Genomic DNA, 20,616 nt, shown 5'->3' on the forward strand with positions numbered 1-20,616 from the left:
CGGGCGCCGGTCAGGCACTCGGTCCCTGCTCCACCTCTGCGTCGATCAGCTCGGACACGTATCCCGACTCGTCGCTGTCGTCGTCCACGTCGTCATCATCGTCGCTGTCGTCATCGTCGTAGACCTCCAGGGGTGTGACCTCGCCGAAGGCGTCGTAGAGGGCCTCCTGGTAGTCCTCGAAGGCTGCAGCGACGCTGCGATACGCTGCTTCCACCGCGGGGTCGTCGTCCCGGCGCCGCGACGCCGACGAGGCAAGGTGCTCCTCGAGAGCCGAGACGAGGCGCTCGAGCGCGACACGCGGATCTATGCTCATGGGCTAGACGTTATCGGTAAAGTGAGAAGAATTGGAGGGATATGCGAGAACAATTCCAGAACGCGACCGCCATCCGGAAGCGCGACTACGGACGACAGTACGAGTACCTGGTCCTCACTGTTTCGGCGAACGAACCCCTGCCCGCAGCTCGTCGGCTCGTCACCGAGCACACCGAGTACGGCAAGTGGGAGCTGGAGCGCAGCTGCGTCTACATCGGCGGGAGCCGGCGGTACTGGCTGAGGCGCAAGGTGCTGCGGGTCGAACGTACAGCCTAGTCCGACCCACGGCAGAGTCCACCCCACCGCGGAGTTCAACTCACAACAGGGTCCAGTCGATGGCGGAGCCTGTCGGCACAGCCTCCGACAGGGCCGCCGGCAGCGGCGGGAACCGTTAGCTCGACGGCGGTCCGAGCAGACTCGTCGCCACGGTCGACCGGGCCGATTCGAGGGTGGACGGGTGGAACTGCCCGGCCAGCGCATCGCGATGCAGCCTCACCACCTCCGACGACGCCGAGAAGCCCGATCCACCGCCCACGTGCAGTGCCACGGAGGTCGCCTCCACTGCAGCCTGGACGGCGTGGGTCTTCAGCGTCACGAGTCGGGCGAACCAGTCCGCAGCGGCGTCCGTGCGCGAGTCGATGTCGTGGAGGACTCCGCGCAGTTCCGCTGCAGCCCCGGTGCGGTGCATCGCGGCTCCCGCAAGGAGGTTCCGCAGTACCGGGTCGTCTGACAACGCACGGCCTGCGACATGGCTGCGGCGCGTCGTCAGGGCCTGGCCCGCCAACTCGAGCGCCCGGTCGGCGATGCCCAGATAGACCGACGCGATGAGGGTCTCGAAGGCCGAGAAGATCGCGTGGATCAGCGGTTCCCTGTTCGGACCGACCGGCACGCGGCGGAAGACGGCGTCGGAGGACACCCGGACATCGGTAAGGCGCGTGGTGTTCGACTGCGTGGCCCGCATGCCGAGCGGATTCCAGTCCTGCAGGATCTCCACACCGGGGGTGCCCCTGGGCACGAAGGCGTGGAGGAGTACGTCATCGTCCCCGTCCTCTTTGTCTTCCCCGACGAGTTTGCCGAAGATGCCCAGGCGCGTCCAGACCGGGGACAAACTCGTGAAGACCTTGGTCCCGCTGTAGGTGTACCCGCCGTCGTCGAGCGGCTCCACGCGCGTCAGGGAGTCGAAGAGGACGGCGTCGTTCCCGGGTTCGGAGACGCCGAAGGCGAAGATCTCGCCCTGTGCTGCCTCATCGAGGACGAACAGGAGCGAATCGTCGCCGCGATCGGCCAGGATCCCGGCCACCGCCGTCCAGATCAGGTGCATGTTCACCCCGAGCGCGGTGGCGGGAGCGGCCGCGGCCAGTCGGCGCTGAGCGGATGCTGCGCGCTCCGTTCCTCGGGCTGATCCGACTCTGGTGTGCGCCAGTTGCTGCAGGTACCCGTTGTCCTGCAGCTCCGCGAAGTCCTCAGCGAAGAATACGTTCTCGGCGTCGTAGCGCGCGGCTCGTGCCCTGAAGCGCTCGAGCAGGTCATCGGGGAGCAACTGCTCGGCGGTCTGGGCGGTGCTGGTTCGCGTCATGGGCGGCATCCTGTCCGTGAACGGTACTCAGTAGGTGGTCAGCAACCGGGCGAGGACCTTCGCGCCGAACCGCAGGGAATCCGTGGGAACGCGCTCGTCGACGCCGTGGAACATTCCCGTGAAGTCCAGCTCGTCCGGCAACTGCAGGGGCGCGAAGCCGTAGCCCGTGATCCCGAGGCGGCTCAACGACTTGTTGTCCGTCCCACCGGAGAGCGTGTACGGCAGCACCCTGGCTCCGGGATCCTCGGCGTGCAGGGCGTCGATCATCGAGTCGACGAGATTGCCGGCGAACGGCACCTCGAGCGAGGTGTCCTTGTGCTCGTAGCTCACGTCCACTCCCTCACCGGCGAGTCCGCGGATGATCTCGAGGACCTGGTCCTGCTGACCCGGCAGCGTGCGCACGTCGATCAGAGCCTCGGCCGTGCCGGGGATCACGTTGTGCTTGTAGCCGCCCTTGAGGACGGTCGGGTTCGCCGTGTTCTGCAGGGTCGCACCCACGAAGCGGGCCACCGTGCCGAGCTCGCGCAGCAGGATCTCGGGATTGTCGGCGTCGAACTCCACACCCGTGAGCTCGGTGACGCCGTCCAGGAATTGGCGTGTGGTGGGGGTGAGTTCGATGGGCCAGGAGTAGTCGCCGATGCGGGTGACGGCGCGGGCCAAAGCTGTGACGGCGTTGTCGGTGTTGATCTGCGAGCCGTGGCCGGCGCGGCCGTGGGCCACCAGGCGGAGCCAGGAGATGCCCTTCTCGGCTGTCTGCAGCAGATACGTGCGCTGCCCGCCGATGGTCGCGGAGAACCCGCCGACCTCCGAGATGGCCTCCGTGGCGCCCTCGAAGACCTCGGGCTTGTTGTCCACGAGCCATGAGGCACCGTAGGCACCGCCGGCTTCCTCGTCGGCGAAGAAGCCGAAGATCAGATCGCGTTGCGGCTTGACGCCGTCGCGCTGCATGGACCGCAGGACGGACAGGATCATGGCGTCCATGTCCTTCATGTCCACGGCTCCGCGGCCCCAGATGAGGCCGTCCTTCTCCTCGCCGCTGAACGGATCGACGCTCCAGTCCTCCTTCTGTGCGGGGACGACGTCGAGGTGGCCGTGCACCACGAGGGCGGGAAGGGAGGAATCAGTTCCTTCCATGCGGGCCACGACGGAGGTGCGTCCCGGTGCCGCTTCGAAGAGCTGCGTGGACAGGCCCACCTCCTCGATGAGCCCCGCCGTGTACTCTGCGGCCTGGCGCTCCCCCGGGCCTTCGTTGCCCCCGAAGTTCGAGGTATCGAAACGGATCAGTTCCTGGCAGATCCTGACGACTTCAGCTTCGGGTGTGATGCCCATGTGGTCCTCCTGGGTAGCGGTTGCTCCAAGCCTACCGAGGCTTGCAGGCCAACGGTCTTCCGCTCTCCCCTGCCCGCGGTCGTTCCTCGCAGTCCTCCGCACGACGACGAGGCAGGCACTGCCTCCCGCTGCATGGTCCTGGTGGTCGTCAGCGGGCGATCGCCGCTGCCACCAGTTCGGCGTGCGCGTGGTCGCCGAGCACGAACTGGTAGCGGTGTTCGGCTGGATCCGAGAAGGTCACGGCGGTGGAACCTTCCATGGTCAACCGCGTGAGGTGGTCACGCTCCCGAGAGACGACCGGCCAGTTCACCAGCCCGGTGGTCATGCCGCTGTCTGCCTCCACGGACACTGACGGAGCTGCTGCCGTTGCAGCACGCGCTTCCATGCAGGGCCGCGCAGAGTGACGGTCCGATCGTCGACCGTGATCGTGATCTTCGCCAACCAGCACCACCAGAATGCGGCAAGAACGAAAAGACCCGCGACCGGATAGACCAGCCATGCCGATTCGATGACGGCTTCCACCGCGAGGATGACCGCGACGAGGAGAAGGACAATGGCGCCTCCCCAGCGCAGCCACCCCGGTGAGCGCTCCGTATGACTGAGCGCTTCAGCCAGAGTTCCGGACATCGTCGTCCTCCTCTCCTCGTACGTCGTGTCCATGGGTACTTTATGTCGGGGCGGGCGCGGACCGACTCATCGAGGATCAGGGAATCGATAGCTTCACGACGGACCCGGACCTCATCCCGGAGCGATCACGCGCCAGGAGCGGGCACCGAGCAGGAGAGCGACGAGGGTGATGGTGCCGATCGACCAGAGCGGCCTTCGGTGTCGGCCGCAGCCATACCGCTCTGCGAGTAGTATGGGCGACCCGACGTCGCGAGCATGCGAGGGCATTGAGCGCGAAGCACACCGTCGTCGCAGATGCAAAGCCGGAACGCGTCGCCTGAGGGTCGGTATCGAGATGAGTCAGTATCCGGCAGACTCGCCGCGCGCTCCGGACAAGATAGTTCACAGGCTGAAGTAGACGGAGCCGTTAGTTCAGTCAGCTCACAGACCGACTGGCTGCACGCAGAATACTGGCATACATTCGCTCGGCGACAACGGTCTCGAATTCTTTCCTGTAATGATTGCTGTCGGCCAAGGCGACGTCGACACCATGTTCTACGATTACCGGCTTTGTCGGATGGAACATCACACCGTCGCCGTCTGCGACAGACTCCAGGACTTGAGTAAGACTGGTTCTCTCCGCCATAGGTTCGCCCTCGATCTCGAAGTACAAATGGTCGACCGTGAGTATCGGTACCGCCAGCTGGTCCCTGAGTGCCCTGATGTCCGCAGCAATCGACTCCGCGGATGCTCTGCTGACAGTCATGCCTTTCAATGGATGGCCATCCGGAACCTGCGAAACGTCTCCGTTCACTACCGGCCTGTACTCGATACCCAATTCCTTCGCAATGTTGTACACACGGTGAGCATTCAGCTCAATGCCTTCGGCGCTGTGCTGCTTCACTGTGCTGACTTCTACAACTGCAAGATCGAAAGACGGAATTTCACCCGACATCTCGGCTTCATAGCCGATCATTGTCTCGAATGCCGCACCGCGCAGCGGCTCTGGAACTATCGTTCGGCCCTCACTGATCTCGACGAACTGGCGCGCTGCAGCGGCGGTGTGCGTGAACCAATTGTGGTGGGTCTGATTCACCAGTTGAATTGATCCGAGGTCGCTGAGGCGCCGCAGCGGTCGGAAGATTCGGCAGCTACCGATCGCGAGTACTGCCGGTGCGTGAGAAGACATTCCCCGATCCTAACAAGCCACCGAGTGGTCAACGGTGTTATGAGTGGCGAATGGTGTTGCCAGGAACCGTTCCATCGACCATGAAGGGCAATGACATGGCAGAGCTGACGGGAGATCTCATCAACAAAAAGTCCCCGGCCAGAGCACTCTGACCGGGGACTTCACTGTGCGCGGAGGGGGACTTGAACCCCCACCCTCAATAAGAGGACTAGCACCTCAAGCTAGCGCGTCTGCCATTCCGCCACCCGCGCGGGTGGTTTTCCGCGGCCTGAACCGCTGAAAGCAACGAGAAAGACTCTACACGAGATGCGCGCCGATGGTGAATCAGCCCGACACCTCTGCGCTATGTGCCGGTGCTACACCTGCGGGGACGAGGCACCGCGCGCATCCAGCCGCGCCGCGATCGCCTCGATGGTGAGCACAACGTCCTCGAACGACGTCGTCAGCGGTGAGAGACCCAGCCTGATGCCGTTCGGGTTGCGGTAATCGGGGATGACGCCCTCCTCCCACAGCTCGGGCACCATGGTGGCGAACGCGGCGTGGTCGATGGTGATGTGTCCACCGCGTCGGGAGGCGTCGCGCGGCGAGGCCAGGACCACACCGTGGGGCTCGAGCAGCGTGTCGACCGCGTGGACCGCTAACGCGGTGAGGAGCTCGGACTTCGCACGGATGGCGTCCATGCTGACGCCCTCGATCACGGAGAGCATGTCCTGGATGGCGAGCATGCCGATGATCGGCGGTGTTCCCGAGACGAGGCGCCTGATACCGTCCGCGGGCTCGTAGGCCGAACCCATCCTGAAGGGATCGGCGCTGCCCAGCCAGCCCAGGATCGGCTGCTCGAAGGTCGCCAGATGCCGCTGCGCCACGTAGGCCCATGCCGGGGCACCGGGTCCGCCGTTGAGGTACTTGTAGCTGCAGCCCGTGGCGTAGTCGACCTCCCAGGCATCGAGTTGTGCCGGGACGGAGGCCACGGAGTGGCTCAGATCCCAGAGGACCAGCGCTCCGGCGTCGTGGGCGATGCGCGTGATGGTTGGCACGTCGGCGATGAAGCCCGAGCGGTAGGCGACATGGCTGAGCAGCACCAGGGCGGTCTGCGGACCGACGGCGGCGGCGACGTCGTCGGGGGTGGCCCCGCCGTCGTAGGCGACGTCCAGCCAGCGCACCGTGAGACCGCGCTCGCGGGCGATGCCCTCGACGATGAACCGGTCGCTCGGGAAGTTGTCCCGGTCCACCACGATCTCGGTGCGCTCCGGACGGGCGGCGACGGCGGCACGCGCCAGCTTGTACAGCAGCACGCTGGTGGAGTCCGCCACGACGCACTGACCCTCGGCGGCGCCGAGAGCCACCCTCCCGAGGCGGTCCCCGATCTGCTGTGGCAGCCTCAGCCAGCCCTCGTCCCAGCCGCGGATGAGGCGACCGCCCCACTGCTCCTGTACGAACGAGGTGAGCGTGTCCACCGTCGCCGCGAGCGGGCGCCCCAGCGAGTTGCCGTCGAGGTACGCCCGGACGGAGTCGTCCGGAGCGTCGAGGAACAGCTTGCGGTGGGGTGCCAGAGGGTCGTCGGCGTCGAGTTCGGCAGCGCGATCGGCGAGGGAGGAACGAGTCATGGCCCCAGTGTAGATCGCACCCCAGCCCATCGGCCGGGCGACATCAGCCGTTCTGCGCCGAACCGCCCGCGTCCTGGCCCGAGCGCACCCAGCCCGTGAAGTGGGGCCGGCGCCGTTTCGCCGACCAGCCGACGACGTCGGTCCTGCCGGCGCCGGAGCTGCCGTCGCCGTCGTCGCGCGTCCGCGTGAACGACGTCGTGACCCGTCCGGGCAGCAGGACCGGCGAGAGGAAGTCGATGCGCCAGTCGAGGGCGCCCGACGGCGCCGGCACGGCCTGGTCCACCATCCGCGCCGCGAGATACATCCCGTGGGCGATGGCGCCCTTCATGCCGAGCGCCTTCGCCGTCGGAGCGCTGAGGTGGATGGGGTTCCAGTCCCCCGACACCGCGGCGTAGCGGCGCCCGATCCCGGCGTCGAGCCGCCAGATCCCCGTGGGCGTGGGAGGCGAGAACGCGGGACGGTCGGAGGACTGGCGCTGTTCGGCTTCAGCCCCTGCGCCGAGCCGCACCCCGCGCGCCAGATACACCGAGCGCCCCGTCCAGACGCGCTCTCCGGCCGCGCTGATCTCCGTCACGAGGTCCACCTGCGTCCCGGCGGCGTGCGGCCGAAGATCCTCCGCCCAGGCCACGACGTCGAGCCGCTCCGATGAGCGGACCTGTCGGGCCTGGTGCACCTCGTTGCTCAGATGCACCATGCCCAGCAGGGGCAGCGGGAAGTCGGAGCGCGCGAGGACGCTCATCGCCACCGGGAAGGCGAGCGTGTGCAGGTAGGCCGAGGGCAGCAGGTCCCGCGCAGTGGAGTGGAGCAACTGCTGGAACCGGGTCAACTCGGTGGGATCGGCCGTGACACCGCGGACGGCGTGCCGGGCGTCTGGCAGCTGCGACGGCGTACCGGCGCGGCCGATCCTGCGGCGTACGGCCAGCGTGAGCGCCTTCCGGTACAGTCCGGGCAGGCCCGGTACCCTCTCCAGCTCCTGCGTCGGCGTTCCGGCCGACCCGCCCCCGCTCATGCTCCCACCAGATTCTGGCCGCAGACGCGGACCACCTGACCGTTGACGCCGGCTGCGGCGTCGGAGGCCAGGAACGCGATCGTCTCCGCGACGTCCACCGGCAGGCCTCCCTGCTGCAGACTGCTCAGGCGCCTGGCCACCTGCCGCCGCACGGCCGGGATCTTCGCCGTCATGTCGGTCTCGATGAACCCGGGGGCCACAGCGTTGATGGTGCGTGCGCCGCCGTCGAACGCCTCTGCCTGCGCCCGGACCATGCCCATGACACCGGCCTTGGAGGCGGCGTAGTTGCTCTGGCCCCGGTTGCCGGCAATGCCGCTGGTCGAGGCGAGAGAGATGATGCGCCCGGACGAGGAGAAGACCGGCGAGCCCAGGAACTGCTCGTTCATGCGCAGCTGCGAGGAGATGTTCACCGCGATCACGGAGTCCCACCGGGCTGCGTCCATGTTGGCGAGCAGCTTGTCGCGTGTGATGCCGGCGTTGTGCACCACGATGTCCAGCGTGCCGTGCCGCTCCCCCACGTGCTCGAGGATGCGGGTGCCGGCGTCCGGAGCGGTGATATCGAGCTGCAGCGCAGTGCCACCCACCCGATTGGCGACCTGCGCCAGCTGCTCGCCGGCGGCGGGCACGTCGACGGCGATCACGTGGGCGCCGTCGCGCGCGAGGATCTCCGCGATCCTGGCGCCGATCCCGCGCGCAGCTCCGGTCACCACGGCCGTCCTGCCCGCGAGTGGCCGATCCGGGATGCCCTCGCCCTCGGCGGCGGTCGACGCCGCGAGCTCGGAGACACTCTCCTCGGGCAGCGCCAGCACCTCGATGAACTGGCCGTCCACATAGGCGCTCTTGCCGGAGAGGAAGAAGCGGAGCGTGCCGATCGTGGAAGGATCGGTCGTCGTGGCCTCCCCCCGCAGGATGATGCCGTTGGCCGTGGCACCTCCCCGCAGCTCGTGGGCCACCGAGCGTAGTGCGCCGTCGATACCCTGACGGGCGGCGGCTCGTGCCGGATCGGTCGTGTCCTCGGCGGACCGCGAGATCCCGACCACGCGTCCGCCCGGGACCAGCAGTTTCACGGCCTGGCCCAGTTCCAGGAGCGGAGCGGACAGATCTGCCGGCGACTCGGCGGCGTCGAGGACGACGACGGCGGCGCTGAGCTTCTCCCCGGGCAGCACGTGGCGCCGGACCTCGACGTCCCAGCCCAGGATCACCTCGGCGAGCGCGTCGGCCCCGGCGCCGGATCCGGTCACGAGGATCGGCTGCGTCGCGACGGGCTCGCCCGGTGTGAAGCGCCGCAGGACGGACGGACGCGGCAGACCGAGCGCCTTGGCGAGCTTCCCCGGCAGCGGTGTGTTGACGAGGTCGATGTACCGGTCCGTCATCAGTTCCTCGCCTCGAGAATCGCCACGACGCCCTGGCCGCCGGCCGCACAGACCGAGATCAGTCCGCGTCCGCCCTTCTCGGAGAGGGTCTTGGCCAGCGAGGCGACGATGCGCCCGCCGGTCGCTGCGAAGGGGTGTCCGGCTGCCAGGGAGGACCCGTTGACGTTGAGCTTCGAGCGGTCGATGCTCCCGAGCGCGCCGTCCAGTCCGAGGACGCGTTTGCAGTAGTCCTCGTCCTCCCATGCGGCCAGCGATGCCAGGACCGTTCCGGCGAAGGCCTCGTGGATCTCGAAGAAGTCGAAGTCGTCGAAGGTGAACCCGTTGCGTGCCAGCAGGCGCGGCATCGCATGGACGGGCGCCATCAGCAGACCTTCTTCCCCGCTGACGAAGTCGACCGCAGCAGCTTCGGCGTCCACGATGTTGGCCAGCATGGGCAGATTGTGTGCCGCGGCGTACTCCTCGCTGCCGAGCAGGACCACGGCGGCGCCGTCGGTCAACGGCGTCGAATTGCCGGCGGTCATGGTGGCAGGGGTCTCCAGATCCTTCCCGAAGACCGGCTTGAGGGTCGCGAGCTTCTCCACCGACGTGTCCGGGCGGAGATTCGCATCCTTCACGAGACCGCGGTAGCCGGTCACGAGGTCCTCGAAGAAGCCGCGCTCGTACGCGGCCGCCAGGTTGTGGTGGCTCTGGTAGGCCAGCTGATCCTGCTCCTCTCGTGTGATCTTCCAGGCCGCCGTCGTGATCGCCTGGTGCTCTCCCATCGACAGCCCGGTGCGGGGCTCTCCCGTCCCCGGCACGCTCGGCGAGAGATCCCTGGGCCGCAGCGTGGCGAGGATGCGGATCTTCTGCTGCGTCGTCTTCGCCCGGCCCAGGTCGAGGAGCACCCGGCGCAGGCCCTCGCTGACCGCGATCGGGGCGTCGGAGGCGGAGTCCACCCCACCGGCGATGCCGGAGTCGATCTGCCCCAGCTTGATCTTGTTGGACAGTCCCACGACCGTCTCGAGACCGGTTGCGCAGGCCTGCTGGAGATCGTAGGCGGGCGTCTCGGGAGAGAGCGCGGAACCGAGGACCGCTTCACGGGTGAGGTTGAAGTCGCGGGTGTGCTTGAGCACGGCGCCTGCGGCGACCTCCCCCATGCGCTCGCCCTGCAGCCCGAACCGGGCGATGAGCCCGTCCAGCGCGGCGATGAGCATGTCCTGGTTCGACGCATATGCGTAGGCGCCGCCGGTCCGGGCGAAGGGAATACGGTTCCCGCCGATGACCACTGCCGTACGGGGTGTGCTGGGAGCGTTGTGGGCCTGCACCTGATCTGTCATGGAAGAACTCCTGGAGAGCGATGGAAGTTATCGATACCTATCGTAGCTGATACGCTAGGTATCATGAAGTTGGCCCCCTCGCGCAAGAATGCCTCCGTAGTACCGGGTGATCCTTCCGTGCCCGTGCCCGACGGGCGTTCCAGCCGGTGGACCGAGCACCGCACGGAACGACGTCGTGAGCTCATCAAGACGGCCAGGCGCGCCATCGACGCCCTCGGTCCGGGTGCTTCGATGGAGGACATCGCGGCCACGGCCGATACCTCCAAGTCCGTGTACTACCGCTACTTCGGCGACAAGACCGGTCTGCAGCGGGCTGTCGCCGAGGTGGTCCTCGGGCAGATGCAGCAGAAGGTGCTCGATGCCGCGAAGGCCGCCTCCGGCCCGCGGGAGGGGTTCCACTCGATGGTGCTGGCGTACCTGCAGATGGCGCAGACCTCACCGAACGTCTACGCCTTCGTGACCCGCGTGGGCATCGCCGAGTCGAGCGCGTCCGACGACGGTGCCCACGACACGCTCGCCCACTTCCTCGCCGCGGTGACGGCGATGATCTCGCGCCCCGTCCGCGCCTTCCTGCTCTCCCCGGAGCGCTCCGCCGGTCCCGACGACGCCGCCCCGGAGTACTGGCCCACTGCGGCGATCGGCATGGTGCGCTCCGCCGGCGAGCAGTGGCTCGCCACACCGCCCGGACCGGGCAGGCCGACGGAGGAGCAACTCGCCCGCCAGATCACCGGATGGCTCTTCGACGGCATCGGCCCTGGCGAGCCCCCCGCACTTCCTTCCACCACGCGCCGACAAGAAAAGGACATGCCATGACGCAGACCATCTCCACGCCTCAGCAGATTCCGGCGACAGTCGACATCACGGACAACGATCAGGCCACCGTCGACACGGCGGAACTCGGCGAACTGCTCCTGGGCAGATGGGCCGACATCCGCCGCACGGCCCGCGAACTGGCGGGACGGCCCGAGCTGCACAAGATCGAGGGACTCACCCACCACGACCACCGCCTGCGCTGTTCCGACCAGCTGCACTACCTCGTGGAGAACAAGGCCGTTCACCGCGCGTTCCCTGCGGCCTTCGGTGGCGACGACAACCACGGCGGGAACGTGGCCGGCTTCGAGGAGCTCGTCATCGGTGACCCCTCGGTGCAGATCAAGGCCGGTGTGCAGTGGGGTCTCTTCGGCTCCGCGGTGCTGCATCTGGGTACCGACAAGCACCACGAGGCCTGGCTCCCGGGCATCCTGTCCCTGGAGATCCCCGGCTGTTTCGCCATGACCGAGACCGGCCACGGCAGTGACGTGGCGAGCATCGCCACCACAGCCACGTTCGATCCCGCGACGGACGAGTTCGTCATCGACACCCCCTTCCGGGCTGCCTGGAAGGACTACATCGGCAACGGCGCGATCGACGGGCGGGCCGCCGTCGTCTTCGCCCAGCTCATCACCAACGGGGTCAACCACGGTGTGCACGGGCTGTACGTGGAGCTCCGCGAGGCGGACGGGTCCTTCAAGCCGGGCGTCGGCGGGGAGGACGACGGCATCAAGGGCGGACTGAACGGCATCGACAACGGGCGACTGCACTTCGACGGCGTCCGGGTACCACGCACGAATCTGCTCAACCGCTACGGGGATGTTGCCGCCGACGGCACCTACACCTCGCCGATCGCGTCCCCGGGCAGGCGCTTCTTCACGATGCTCGGCACTCTCGTGCAGGGCCGCGTCTCGCTCGACGGCGCTGCCGTCGCCGCGAGCAAGCTGGCCCTCACCGCAGCGATCACCTACTCCACCCAGCGACGTCAGTTCAACGGTTCCTCGAATCTCACCGAGGAAGTGCTGATGGACTACCAGCGCCACCAGCGGCGCCTGCTGCCGCGACTGGCTGCGACCTACGCGGCGTCGTTCGCCCACGAGGAACTGCTGGAGAAGTTCGACGACGTCTTCTCGGGCAGGCACGACACCGACGAGGACCGCCAGGATCTCGAGACCCTCGCCGCCGCCCTGAAGCCCCTGAGCACCTGGCTGGCACTGGACACCCTGCAGGAGAGCCGGGAGGCCACCGGAGGCCAGGGCTTCCTGATCGAGAACCGTTTCGCGTCGCTGCGTGCGGACCTGGACGTGTACGTGACCTTCGAGGGGGACAACACCATCCTCCTCCAGCTGGTCGCCAAGCGTCTGCTGACGGACTACGCGAAGGAGTTCAAGGGCGTCGACTTCGGGGTGCTGGCACGCTACGCCGTGTCGCAGGCCGCGGAGAAGACGCTGCACCGCTCCGGTCTGCGCAGGGTCGCCCAGACCGTGGTCGATTCGGGGTCGGAACGGAAGTCCGCCAAGGCACTGCGCGACGAGGATACCCAGCGTGAGCTCCTCTCGGATCGCGTGCAGTCGCGCGTGGCGGAGCTGGCCGCCGTCCTGCGCGGGGCGAAGGGCATGTCACAGGAGAAGTCGGCAGCTCTGTTCAACGAGCACCAGAACGAGCTGATCGAAGTGGCCCATGCACACGCCGAGCTGCTCCAGTGGGAGGCGTTCTCCCGCGCACTGCAGCAGATCCAGGATCCGGGGACGAAGGAGGTCATGACGCGCCTGCGTGATCTGTTCGGGCTGTGCCTGATCGAGAAGGACCTGGCCTGGTTCCTGATGAACGGCCGGCTCTCCTCGCAGCGCGCCCGCACCTTGGACGGGTACATCAACCGGCTGCTGACGAAGATCCGTCCGCATGCACTCGATCTCGTGGAGGCCTTCGGCTATGGTCCGGAGCATCTGCGGTCGGCCGTGGCCGGCGGAGCGGAGCAGGAGCGCCAGGAGGAAGCGGCCGCCTACGTCCGGCGTCGTCGTGCCAGCGGTGACGCGCCGATCGACGAGAAGACCCTGCTCGCCCGCTCGGCCCAGGACAAGAAGGCGAGGAAGACCGGGAAGACCCAGGCGTCGTCTGCCGCCAAGTAGGGCGAGGCGCTCGCACGGGGCCGATCGCTCGGAGGCGAGCCGTCACGGCGGGGTGGGCCGTCACAGCGGGGGTGGGCCGTCACAGCGGGGGTGGGCCGTCGATCCCATCCTTCCGTGCCCTCCGGTGGGAACGACCGGTAGTTCCCAGATGCCGCACCCCAGCAGTGGGATCCGCGGTCCAGCCTGGCCCGGATGACTCCCCCGATCCCACCGGTCATGCACCAAGGGTGGGATCGGGAGGAGTCATCCGACGGCCATGCTCCTGCTGCCCGCAGGTCATCCGTCATGAGTGGGATCGACAGTGCAGCCGGTCCCGGAGGACGCGTCGCTCCTAGGGTTCAGGCATCACGAGCGGGAGCGGGCGGGGACTCGATCCGCCCTGCGGCGTGCTGCCCATCAATCCCACTGCTCAGGGCTCTCCCGTGGGAAGGACCGCTGCTGCCCACAGCTGACTCCCGAGGAGTGGGAACGACGATGCCGCTGACGCCGAGTCGTCGGTCGCTCCCGGACTCTAGGCGCCAGAAGTGGGAGCGATGGAACAGGCGGTTCCGAGGGACGCTTCAATCCCGAACTCCAGGCGCCACGAGTGGGATCGAGCGGGGACTCGATCCGCCCTGCGGCGTGCTGCCCATCAATCCCACTGCTCAGGGCTCTCCCGTGGGAAGGACCGCTGCTGCCCACAGCTGACTCCCGAGGAGTGGGATCGACGATGCAGGCAGTCCCTAGAGGACGCTTCGATCCCAGACTTTAGGCACGGCGAGTGGGATCTCACGGACGCTCCATCCGCCCTTCGGCGTGCTGCCTATCGATCCCACTGCTCAGGGCTGTCGCGTGGGAAGGGTCGGTGCTACCCACAGCTGACTCCCGAGGAGTGGGATCGACGATGCAGGCAGTCCCTAGAGGACGCTTCGATCCCGGATTTCAGCAGCCACGAGTGGGATCGGAGCTGCGGCACGCCCCGGATGACACTCCATTCGCCCGTCCACATCGCCCGAACGGGTCCCCAGATCTAGAGCACGCCGCGGTAGACCTCGAGCGTGGCGTCGGCGATGGTGCCCCAGTCGAAGTGCTGCTCAGCGCGCCTGCGGCCGGCAGCGCCCATGGCGGACGCCCGCGCCGGGTCCTCGACCAGAGCGGTGAGGGCCGCGGCGAAGTCGGCCACGAAGCGCTCCGGGTCCAGTGGTGTTCCCGTGCCGTCCTGGACCTGCTCGAGCGGTACCAGCGTGCCCGTGACGCCATCGTCGACGACCTCCGGGATACCGCCGGTGGCAGAGGCGACGACGGCGGCCCCGCAGGCCATCGCCTCGAGGTTGACGATCCCCAGGGGTTCGTAGATGGAGGGGCAGGCGAAGACCGTCGCATGGCTGAGGATCTGCACGACCTCGCGCCGGGGCAGCATCCGCTCGATGAGGACCACCGAGCCCCGCCTCCGGCGCAGGTCACTGATCAGCTGCTCCGTCTCGGCTGCGAGCTCGGGCGTGTCGGCGGCGCCCAGGCACAGGACCAGCTGCACGTCGGTGGAGAGGTGGGCGGCCGCCCGCAGCAGGTAGGGCACGCCCTTCTGCCGGGTGTTCCGGCCCACGAAGACCACGCTCGGCCGGTCGGGGTCGATCCCGTGGGCGCGCAGGACGTCGTCGTCCTCGTCCCGCGACCACTGGGAGACGTCGATCCCGTTGTGGACCACGTGCACCTTGCCCGGGTCGACGTCGGGGTAGCTGCGCAGGATGTCGGCACGCATCCCCGCGGAGACCGCGATCACGGCGGCTGCCGCGTCGTAGGAGGTCTTCTCCACCCACGAGGAGAGCGCGTACCCGCCACCGAGCTGCTCCGCCTTCCAGGGGCGCAGCGGCTCGAGGCTGTGGGCGCTGAGCACGTGCGGAATGCCGTGCAGCAGGGCCGCGAGATGACCGGCCATGTTGGCGTACCAGGTGTGCGAGTGCACCAGATCGGCGCCGGCGATGCCGTCGAGCATCTGCAGATCCGTCCCGAGGGTCTGCACCGCGGCATTGGCGCCGGCGAGAGCCTCCGGAACCCCGTAGGACAGCACCGAGGCTCCGTGGTAGTCCTCCGGACGGGCTGCTCCGAAGGCGTGGACCCGCAGGTTCACCTGGCCCGCGAGGACACGACTGAGCTCGGCGACGTGCACTCCTGCCCCACCGTAGATCTCGGGCGGGAATTCCTTGGTCACAATGTCTACTCGCACTCTCACAACGTAGTGCAGTCCGGTCGAAGTCCTCTAGTGTGAGCAGACCGGAGGGGTTCCGGGACGTGCACCTGCGTCCGATCGGGTATCGATCGACGGGGCAGAACACTCGAGGAAGAGCGGGAGGCCGACGTGGCACCGAAGAAAGTACTCGCCGTCGTACTGGCAGGCGGGGAGGGCAAGAGGCTGATGCCGCTCACCGCGGACAGGGCCAAACCGGCCGTTCCCTTCGCGGGCAGCTACCGGCTCATCGACTTCGCCCTGTCGAATCTCGTCAATTCCCGCTACCTGCAGATCGTGGTCCTCACGCAGTACAAGTCTCACAGCCTCGACCGGCACGTCTCGGAGACCTGGCGCATGTCGACGCTGCTGCAGAACTACGTGGCGTCGGTACCCGCCCAGCAGCGCAGGGGCAAGAGCTGGTTCCTCGGCAGCGCCAACGCGATCTACCAGTCGCTGAATCTGATCCACGACGCCCAGCCGGACATCGTGGTGGTGATCGGCGCCGACCACGTCTACCGCATGGACTTCGAGCAGATGGTCGACGCGCATGTGAAGAGCGGAGCCTCCGTGAGCGTTGCGGCCGTCCGCCAACCGATGCACCTGGTCGACCAGTTCGGGGTCATCGAGGTGGAGCCGGACGATCCCGGACGCATCAGGGCATTCGTCGAGAAACCGTCCAGCACACCCGGTCTGCCCGATGACCCGGACAGCTTCCTCGCATCCATGGGCAACTACGTCTTCACCACCGAGGCACTCCTGAAGGCACTCGAGGAGGACGCCGCGCGCCTCGACACCAAGCACGACATGGGCGGGGACATCATCCCGTACTTCGTGGATCGCAACGACGCCGCCGTGTACGACTTCACACTGAACGAGATCCCCGGATCCACGGACCGTGACCGCCAGTACTGGCGCGACGTAGGGACCATGGACTCGTACTACGACGCGAACATGGACCTCATCTCCCCGCTGCCCCTGTTCAACCTGTACAACCTGAAGTGGCCCATCTACACGCGCCAGAGCATCTCCCCGCCGGCCAAGTTCGTGCGCAGTTCCTCCGGTCGCCCGGGTGAGGCCCACGACTCGATCGTGTCGGCGGGCGTCGTCGTCTCCGGAGGAGCCGTGCGGTCCTCCGTCCTCGCCACCGACGTCTTCGTCGCCGAGGCCGCCGAAGTCTCCGGATCCGTGCTGCTCGACAAGGTCCAGGTCGGCGCGGGGGCGGTGGTGCGGCGGGCGATCATCGACAAGAACGTCAGGATCCCGGCCGGCGTCAGGATCGGCGTCGATGCCGAGCTGGACCGGAGCCGCGGTCTCGTCGTGACGGACTCGGGACTGACGATCATCCGCAAGGGGCAGGTCGTCGAGCCGGGCTGATGTCCCGCGGGCAGGACGCTCCATGATTTGATACGTGGATGGAGAACGAGAACCTGGGCCGGGACGAGGCCTCCGTACGATCGGCACTGCTGGAGACCGAGAGCTACAGCGTCGAACTCGATCTGTCGGGAGCCCGCGACCCGGATGAGGACACCTACCGAAGTACCACGACGATCGTCTTCGGGTGCCGCGAGCCCGGGGCCGACACCTTTCTCGATTTCATCGGCGAGGTCGTCGGTATCGAACTCAACGGTGTGTCGGTGGACCCGTCCGACGCCCGTGACGGCGCCCGCATCCGGCTCAGCGGCCTGGCAGCGCACAACACGGTGACGGTACGCGGGCGGGCCCGCTACAGTACCAGCGGCGAGGGCCTGCACCGCTTCGTGGATCCGGTGGACGAGAAGACGTACCTGTACACGCAGTACGAGCCGGCGGACGCCCGACGTGTCTTCGCGAACTTCGAGCAGCCGGATCTGAAGGCGTCGTTCACCTTCAGCGTCATCGCGCCCTCGGAGTGGACGGTCGCCGCCAACAGCGCCGCCGAGGACATCGCGGAGGTGGAAGGAGCGCCGCTCTCACGCTGGCGCTTCGCCCCCACCCCGCGGATCTCCACCTACATCACCACGGTGCTCGCCGGGCCCTACCACCTCGAGAGCGATGCGTGGACCGGCCGGTCCGGCACCGCAGGGGAAGGTCTCGAGATCCCGCTGACGGTGTACTGCCGGAGCTCCCTCGCAGCCTCCCTCGATGCGCCGGAGATCTTCGACACGACGAAACGGGGCCTCGATTTCTTCCATGACGTCTTCGGCTACCCCTACCCCTTCGGCAAGTACGAGCAGGCGTTCGTGCCCGAATACAATCTCGGTGCGATGGAGAACCCCGGTCTGGTGACCTTCACGGAGGACTACGTCTTCGAGTCCGTGGCAACCCAGGCGCAGCGGGAAGCTCGTGCGACCACCATCATGCACGAGATGGCCCACATGTGGTTCGGCGACCTGGTGACCATGTCCTGGTGGGACGACCTGTGGCTGAAGGAATCCTTCGCGGACTACATGGGCACCCTGGCGGTGGCGGAGGCGACGCGCTGGAGCACCGCGTGGGTCAGCTTCGCGAATCGCCGGAAGGCCTGGGCGTACGTCCAGGACCAGCTCCCGACGACGCACCCCATCGTCGCCGACATCCCGAACCTGGAGGCCGCGAAACAGAACTTCGACGGCATCACCTATGCCAAGGGCGCCTCGGTCCTGAAGCAGCTCGTGGCATTCGTGGGCAGGGACGCCTTCTTCTTCGCAGCGCGGCAGTACTTCGCCCGGCACGCCTACGGCAACACCACGCTCGCGGATCTCCTCGAGGTGCTCACCGACGCCACCGGTCAGGACCTCGCTGCCTGGTCGCGGGCCTGGCTGCAGACCTCCGGCGTCCCTTCCCTCCGGGCGGAGGTCACCGTCGACGCGGGAACCTTCACGAGCGTCACCATCGTGCAGGACGCCACGGACCCGGTGACCGGTGAACAGCAACCGCGTCCGCACCGCATCAGGATCGGGCTCTACAGCTTCGACGACGACGGGTGGCTCGTCCGCACCTCGGCGGAGGCGGTGGTGGTCGAGGGCGGAACGACGCCGGTCCCCCAGCTTGCAGGACGCACCCAGCCGGATCTCCTCCTCATCAACGACGACGATCTCACCTATGCCAGGGTCTGGTTCGACGAACGCTCGCTGTCCACCCTCCTGACCTCCGTGCACCGACTGCGGGACCCGCTCGCCAGGGCCACGTGCCTGGGAGCACTCTGGTCCGCGACACGGGACGCGCGCCTGGCCGTCCCCTCCTACCTCGCGGCGGTGGTGCTCGCCGCGCCCGCGGAGACGGACGTGGGCGTACTGCAGGTCCTGCTCGCCAATGCGCGTGCCGCCATCGACGGCTTCGCGCCCGAACCGTCGCGTGCGGGATTGCATGACCAGCTCCATGCCTGCCTGTGGGACGGCCTGCGGGCGTCGGAGGCGGGTTCGGGCCTGCAGCTCGTCTGGGCGCGGGCGCTGGCCCTCACCTCACGCAGCGCCACCGCGTCGGCCGACGCGGTCCGGGCGGTTCTCGACGGCGACGAGCCGATCCCGGGGCTGCGCCTGGATGCGGAACTGCGCTGGTTGCTCCTCCAGGGGCTCGCCGCCCAGGGGCGCATCCTCCCGGGCGAGCTGGAGGCCGAGCGCGCAGCGGACACGACCGCGTCCGGGCGGGTGGAGTTCACCCTCGCCTCCGCTGCGATACCGGACGCCGCGATCAAGAAGGCGACCTGGGAGGAAGCCGTACATGGTGACCGGCTCTCGAACGATCTGCTCAGTGCGGCGATCGAGGGCTTCATGCTCGGCTTGCGCGAGCTACTGATCCCCTACGAGGAGCCCTACTTCGGGATGCTCCGCAGCATCTGGGCGACCCGCGGCATCGAGATGGCGAGCAGGATCGTGCGCGGTCTCTATCCGGGCCGGCAGGATCTTTCCTCCTCCCCGGAGGACCACCCCGTCGTCGTGCGGACGGACGAGTGGCTGTCGAGGAACGCGGACGCTCCCGCAGCCCTGCGCCGCATCGTCGTCGAGGAACGCGATCATCTGCTGCGCAGGCTCAGGGCGCAGGCTCACGGAACGCGGTAGAGCCACTCGTCGGTGCCGAACTTCCGCTCCACCAGCTCCTCGGCGCGGCGTAGCTCCTCGGCCGACAGCGTGGCATCCACTGCGTTGTAGCGGCGACGGAACGTCTCCGTCATGACGTCGATGATCTCCTCCCGCGAGATCCCGGTCTGCCGCCGCAGTGGGTCCACGCGCTTCTTCGCGCTACCGGTGCCCTTGTCGGAGAGCTTCTCCCGGCCGATCCGCAGCACCTCGAGCATCTTGTCGGCGTCGATGTCGTAGCTCATGGTGACGTGGTGCAGCATGCCGCCGTCGGCCAGTCGCTTCTGCGCTGCCCCGCCGATCTTGCCGATTCCGGTCGCTATGTCGTTGAGCGGCTGGTACCAGGCCTCGATACCGAGCGTGCCGAGCGCCTCCATGACCCAGGCGTCCAGGAACGGGTAGGAGTCGGCGAAGCTGAGACCGTCCACGAGGGTCTGCGGGATGTAGAGCGAGTACGTGATGGCGTTCCCGTGCTCCATGAACATCGCCCCGCCGCCGCTGATCCGTCGTACCACGGTGACACCGTGCCGCTGCGCTCCCTCCGGGTCGATCTCGTTGCGCATCGACTGGAAGCTGCCGATCACCACGGACGGCGACTCCCACTCCCAGAAGCGCAAGGTCGGGTTCCTGCGGCCGACTCCCACGTCGTGTGTGAGGACCTCGTCCATGGCGACGTGCATCGCGGTCGGCAGTGGTGTCGGAGGGATGATCTCCCACTGGTGGTCCGCGAAGCCGGAGGCCTTGCCCAGGGCACGGCGGACGGCTGTGGCGATGGCCTGCGCCGAGAAGCCGAAGAGGACGACGCCCGGGTCCAGCCGGGCGGTGATGGCCGAGGCGAGGTCTCCCGGCGCGGTGTCCGCGGGCAGTCCCTCCAGTGCCGCGTTGATCTCGAGCAGGGCCTCGTCCGGCTCGAGGAAGAAGTCGCCGTTGACCGAGACACCGGCGAGGCGACCGTCCTCGACCGAGAGATCGACGGCGGTCAGCTTGCCGCCGGGAGTCTTGAATTCGCCGTGCAGACGCTCGGTGTCGGGTATTCGAGCCATGACTGGTCTCCTTCTCGCGGGGCCGCTGCCAGAAGCGACCTGAGTGTTGTGGATGCTGCGACGGACGCCACCGGGAC

The 20,616-nt window shown here is 67.7% G+C and carries 17 protein-coding genes and 1 tRNA gene; 5 read left to right on the plus strand and 13 right to left on the minus strand.

Features of this window, described 5'->3' with window-relative positions; genetic code table 11:
- Positions 1–10 precede the first annotated feature (10 nt).
- On the minus strand, positions 11–313 hold the full coding sequence (locus E8P82_RS04275; RefSeq protein ID WP_136453268.1) for a hypothetical protein: 303 nt from the start codon (positions 311–313) through the stop codon (positions 11–13).
- Positions 314–354: 41 nt separating this feature from the next.
- On the opposite strand from E8P82_RS04275, the gene E8P82_RS04280 reads away from it, so the two are divergent.
- On the plus strand, positions 355–588 hold the full coding sequence (locus E8P82_RS04280) for a DUF5703 family protein (RefSeq protein ID WP_136453269.1): 234 nt from the start codon (positions 355–357) through the stop codon (positions 586–588).
- A gap of 115 nt (positions 589–703) precedes the next feature.
- Here the strand turns inward: E8P82_RS04280 and E8P82_RS04285 are convergent, their stop codons facing one another.
- The 10 genes from E8P82_RS04285 to E8P82_RS04325 form a co-directional block, all read right to left on the minus strand.
- Entirely contained in the window at positions 704–1,888 is a 1,185-nt protein-coding gene (locus tag E8P82_RS04285; protein ID WP_136453270.1) for an acyl-CoA dehydrogenase family protein, read from the minus strand.
- Between the two features lie 27 nt (positions 1,889–1,915).
- Positions 1,916–3,217, minus strand: a complete 1,302-nt coding sequence (locus E8P82_RS04290) for a M20/M25/M40 family metallo-hydrolase (protein WP_136453271.1) — start codon at positions 3,215–3,217, stop codon at positions 1,916–1,918.
- 148 nt (positions 3,218–3,365) lie between these two features.
- Entirely contained in the window at positions 3,366–3,542 is a 177-nt protein-coding gene (locus E8P82_RS14975) for a hypothetical protein (protein ID WP_168796484.1), read from the minus strand.
- Positions 3,539–3,877 (minus strand): hypothetical protein, encoded by a 339-nt coding sequence (locus E8P82_RS04295; protein ID WP_211096794.1) that lies wholly within the window; start codon positions 3,875–3,877, stop codon positions 3,539–3,541. Before E8P82_RS04295 ends, E8P82_RS14975 begins: the two co-directional genes overlap by 4 nt.
- 382 nt (positions 3,878–4,259) lie before the next feature.
- Positions 4,260–5,012 (minus strand): hypothetical protein, encoded by a 753-nt coding sequence (locus E8P82_RS04300; protein ID WP_211096795.1) that lies wholly within the window; start codon positions 5,010–5,012, stop codon positions 4,260–4,262.
- Positions 5,013–5,179: 167 nt separating this feature from the next.
- Positions 5,180–5,263 (minus strand) — tRNA-Leu (locus E8P82_RS04305).
- Positions 5,264–5,368: 105 nt separating this feature from the next.
- A complete protein-coding gene (locus E8P82_RS04310) occupies positions 5,369–6,619 on the minus strand; it encodes a kynureninase (protein WP_136453274.1) in 1,251 nt (416 codons plus the stop codon).
- Between the two features lie 43 nt (positions 6,620–6,662).
- Positions 6,663–7,628 carry a MaoC family dehydratase gene (locus E8P82_RS04315; RefSeq protein WP_136453275.1) on the minus strand — a complete coding sequence of 322 codons (966 nt, stop codon included), beginning with the start codon at positions 7,626–7,628 and terminating at the stop codon, positions 6,663–6,665.
- Positions 7,625–9,001 carry a 3-oxoacyl-ACP reductase gene (locus E8P82_RS04320; RefSeq protein ID WP_136453276.1) on the minus strand — a complete coding sequence of 459 codons (1,377 nt, stop codon included), beginning with the start codon at positions 8,999–9,001 and terminating at the stop codon, positions 7,625–7,627. The genes E8P82_RS04315 and E8P82_RS04320 overlap by 4 nt, the downstream gene beginning before the upstream one ends.
- On the minus strand, positions 9,001–10,317 hold the full coding sequence (locus tag E8P82_RS04325) for an acetyl-CoA C-acetyltransferase (protein ID WP_136453277.1): 1,317 nt from the start codon (positions 10,315–10,317) through the stop codon (positions 9,001–9,003). Before E8P82_RS04325 ends, E8P82_RS04320 begins: the two co-directional genes overlap by 1 nt.
- A 63-nt stretch (positions 10,318–10,380) precedes the next feature.
- Here E8P82_RS04325 and E8P82_RS04330 point away from each other — a divergent pair, with 63 nt between their 5' ends.
- A complete protein-coding gene (locus E8P82_RS04330; RefSeq protein WP_136453278.1) occupies positions 10,381–11,130 on the plus strand; it encodes a TetR/AcrR family transcriptional regulator in 750 nt (249 codons plus the stop codon).
- The gene (locus E8P82_RS04335; protein ID WP_136453279.1) at positions 11,127–13,256 is read left to right on the plus strand and encodes an acyl-CoA dehydrogenase family protein; all 2,130 of its coding nucleotides are present in this window, start codon (positions 11,127–11,129) and stop codon (positions 13,254–13,256) included. Before E8P82_RS04330 ends, E8P82_RS04335 begins: the two co-directional genes overlap by 4 nt.
- Positions 13,257–14,265: 1,009 nt before the next feature.
- Here the strand turns inward: E8P82_RS04335 and glgA are convergent.
- Entirely contained in the window at positions 14,266–15,459 is a 1,194-nt protein-coding gene (gene glgA / locus E8P82_RS04340; protein WP_136453280.1) for a glycogen synthase, read from the minus strand.
- A gap of 87 nt (positions 15,460–15,546) precedes the next feature.
- On the opposite strand from glgA, the gene glgC reads away from it, so the two are divergent.
- Together glgC and pepN are read left to right on the plus strand one after the other, a co-directional pair.
- The gene (gene glgC, locus E8P82_RS04345; RefSeq protein WP_281275773.1) at positions 15,547–16,836 is read left to right on the plus strand and encodes a glucose-1-phosphate adenylyltransferase; all 1,290 of its coding nucleotides are present in this window, start codon (positions 15,547–15,549) and stop codon (positions 16,834–16,836) included.
- 38 nt (positions 16,837–16,874) lie between these two features.
- Positions 16,875–19,478, plus strand: a complete 2,604-nt coding sequence (gene pepN, locus E8P82_RS04350; RefSeq protein WP_136453282.1) for an aminopeptidase N — start codon at positions 16,875–16,877, stop codon at positions 19,476–19,478.
- Here the strand turns inward: pepN and lplAB are convergent.
- Positions 19,463–20,539, minus strand: coding sequence for a lipoate-protein ligase LplAB (lplAB, locus tag E8P82_RS04355; protein WP_136453283.1), 1,077 nt, complete (start codon positions 20,537–20,539; stop codon positions 19,463–19,465). The genes pepN and lplAB overlap by 16 nt on opposite strands.
- Positions 20,540–20,616 lie beyond the last annotated feature (77 nt).

The organism is Arthrobacter echini (genome assembly GCF_004803505.1).
Taxonomy (GTDB): Bacteria; Actinomycetota; Actinomycetes; order Actinomycetales; family Micrococcaceae; genus Arthrobacter_D; species Arthrobacter_D echini.

What these genes read in the sequence shown, in the direction of transcription:
- E8P82_RS04275 (WP_136453268.1), bottom strand. Translation starts at nt 313, where the DNA reads ATGAGCATAGATCCGCGTGTCGCGCTCGAGCGCCTCGTCTCGGCTCTC.
- E8P82_RS04280 (WP_136453269.1), top strand. Translation starts at nt 355, where the DNA reads ATGCGAGAACAATTCCAGAACGCGACCGCCATCCGGAAGCGCGACTAC.
- E8P82_RS04285 (WP_136453270.1), bottom strand. Translation starts at nt 1,888, where the DNA reads ATGACGCGAACCAGCACCGCCCAGACCGCCGAGCAGTTGCTCCCCGAT.
- E8P82_RS04290 (WP_136453271.1), bottom strand. Translation starts at nt 3,217, where the DNA reads ATGGGCATCACACCCGAAGCTGAAGTCGTCAGGATCTGCCAGGAACTG.
- E8P82_RS14975 (WP_168796484.1), bottom strand. Translation starts at nt 3,542, where the DNA reads ATGACCACCGGGCTGGTGAACTGGCCGGTCGTCTCTCGGGAGCGTGAC.
- E8P82_RS04295 (WP_211096794.1), bottom strand. Translation starts at nt 3,877, where the DNA reads ATGGACACGACGTACGAGGAGAGGAGGACGACGATGTCCGGAACTCTG.
- E8P82_RS04300 (WP_211096795.1), bottom strand. Translation starts at nt 5,012, where the DNA reads ATGTCTTCTCACGCACCGGCAGTACTCGCGATCGGTAGCTGCCGAATC.
- E8P82_RS04310 (WP_136453274.1), bottom strand. Translation starts at nt 6,619, where the DNA reads ATGACTCGTTCCTCCCTCGCCGATCGCGCTGCCGAACTCGACGCCGAC.
- E8P82_RS04315 (WP_136453275.1), bottom strand. Translation starts at nt 7,628, where the DNA reads ATGAGCGGGGGCGGGTCGGCCGGAACGCCGACGCAGGAGCTGGAGAGG.
- E8P82_RS04320 (WP_136453276.1), bottom strand. Translation starts at nt 9,001, where the DNA reads ATGACGGACCGGTACATCGACCTCGTCAACACACCGCTGCCGGGGAAG.
- E8P82_RS04325 (WP_136453277.1), bottom strand. Translation starts at nt 10,317, where the DNA reads ATGACAGATCAGGTGCAGGCCCACAACGCTCCCAGCACACCCCGTACG.
- E8P82_RS04330 (WP_136453278.1), top strand. Translation starts at nt 10,381, where the DNA reads ATGAAGTTGGCCCCCTCGCGCAAGAATGCCTCCGTAGTACCGGGTGAT.
- E8P82_RS04335 (WP_136453279.1), top strand. Translation starts at nt 11,127, where the DNA reads ATGACGCAGACCATCTCCACGCCTCAGCAGATTCCGGCGACAGTCGAC.
- pepN (WP_136453282.1), top strand. Translation starts at nt 16,875, where the DNA reads ATGGAGAACGAGAACCTGGGCCGGGACGAGGCCTCCGTACGATCGGCA.
- lplAB (WP_136453283.1), bottom strand. Translation starts at nt 20,539, where the DNA reads ATGGCTCGAATACCCGACACCGAGCGTCTGCACGGCGAATTCAAGACT.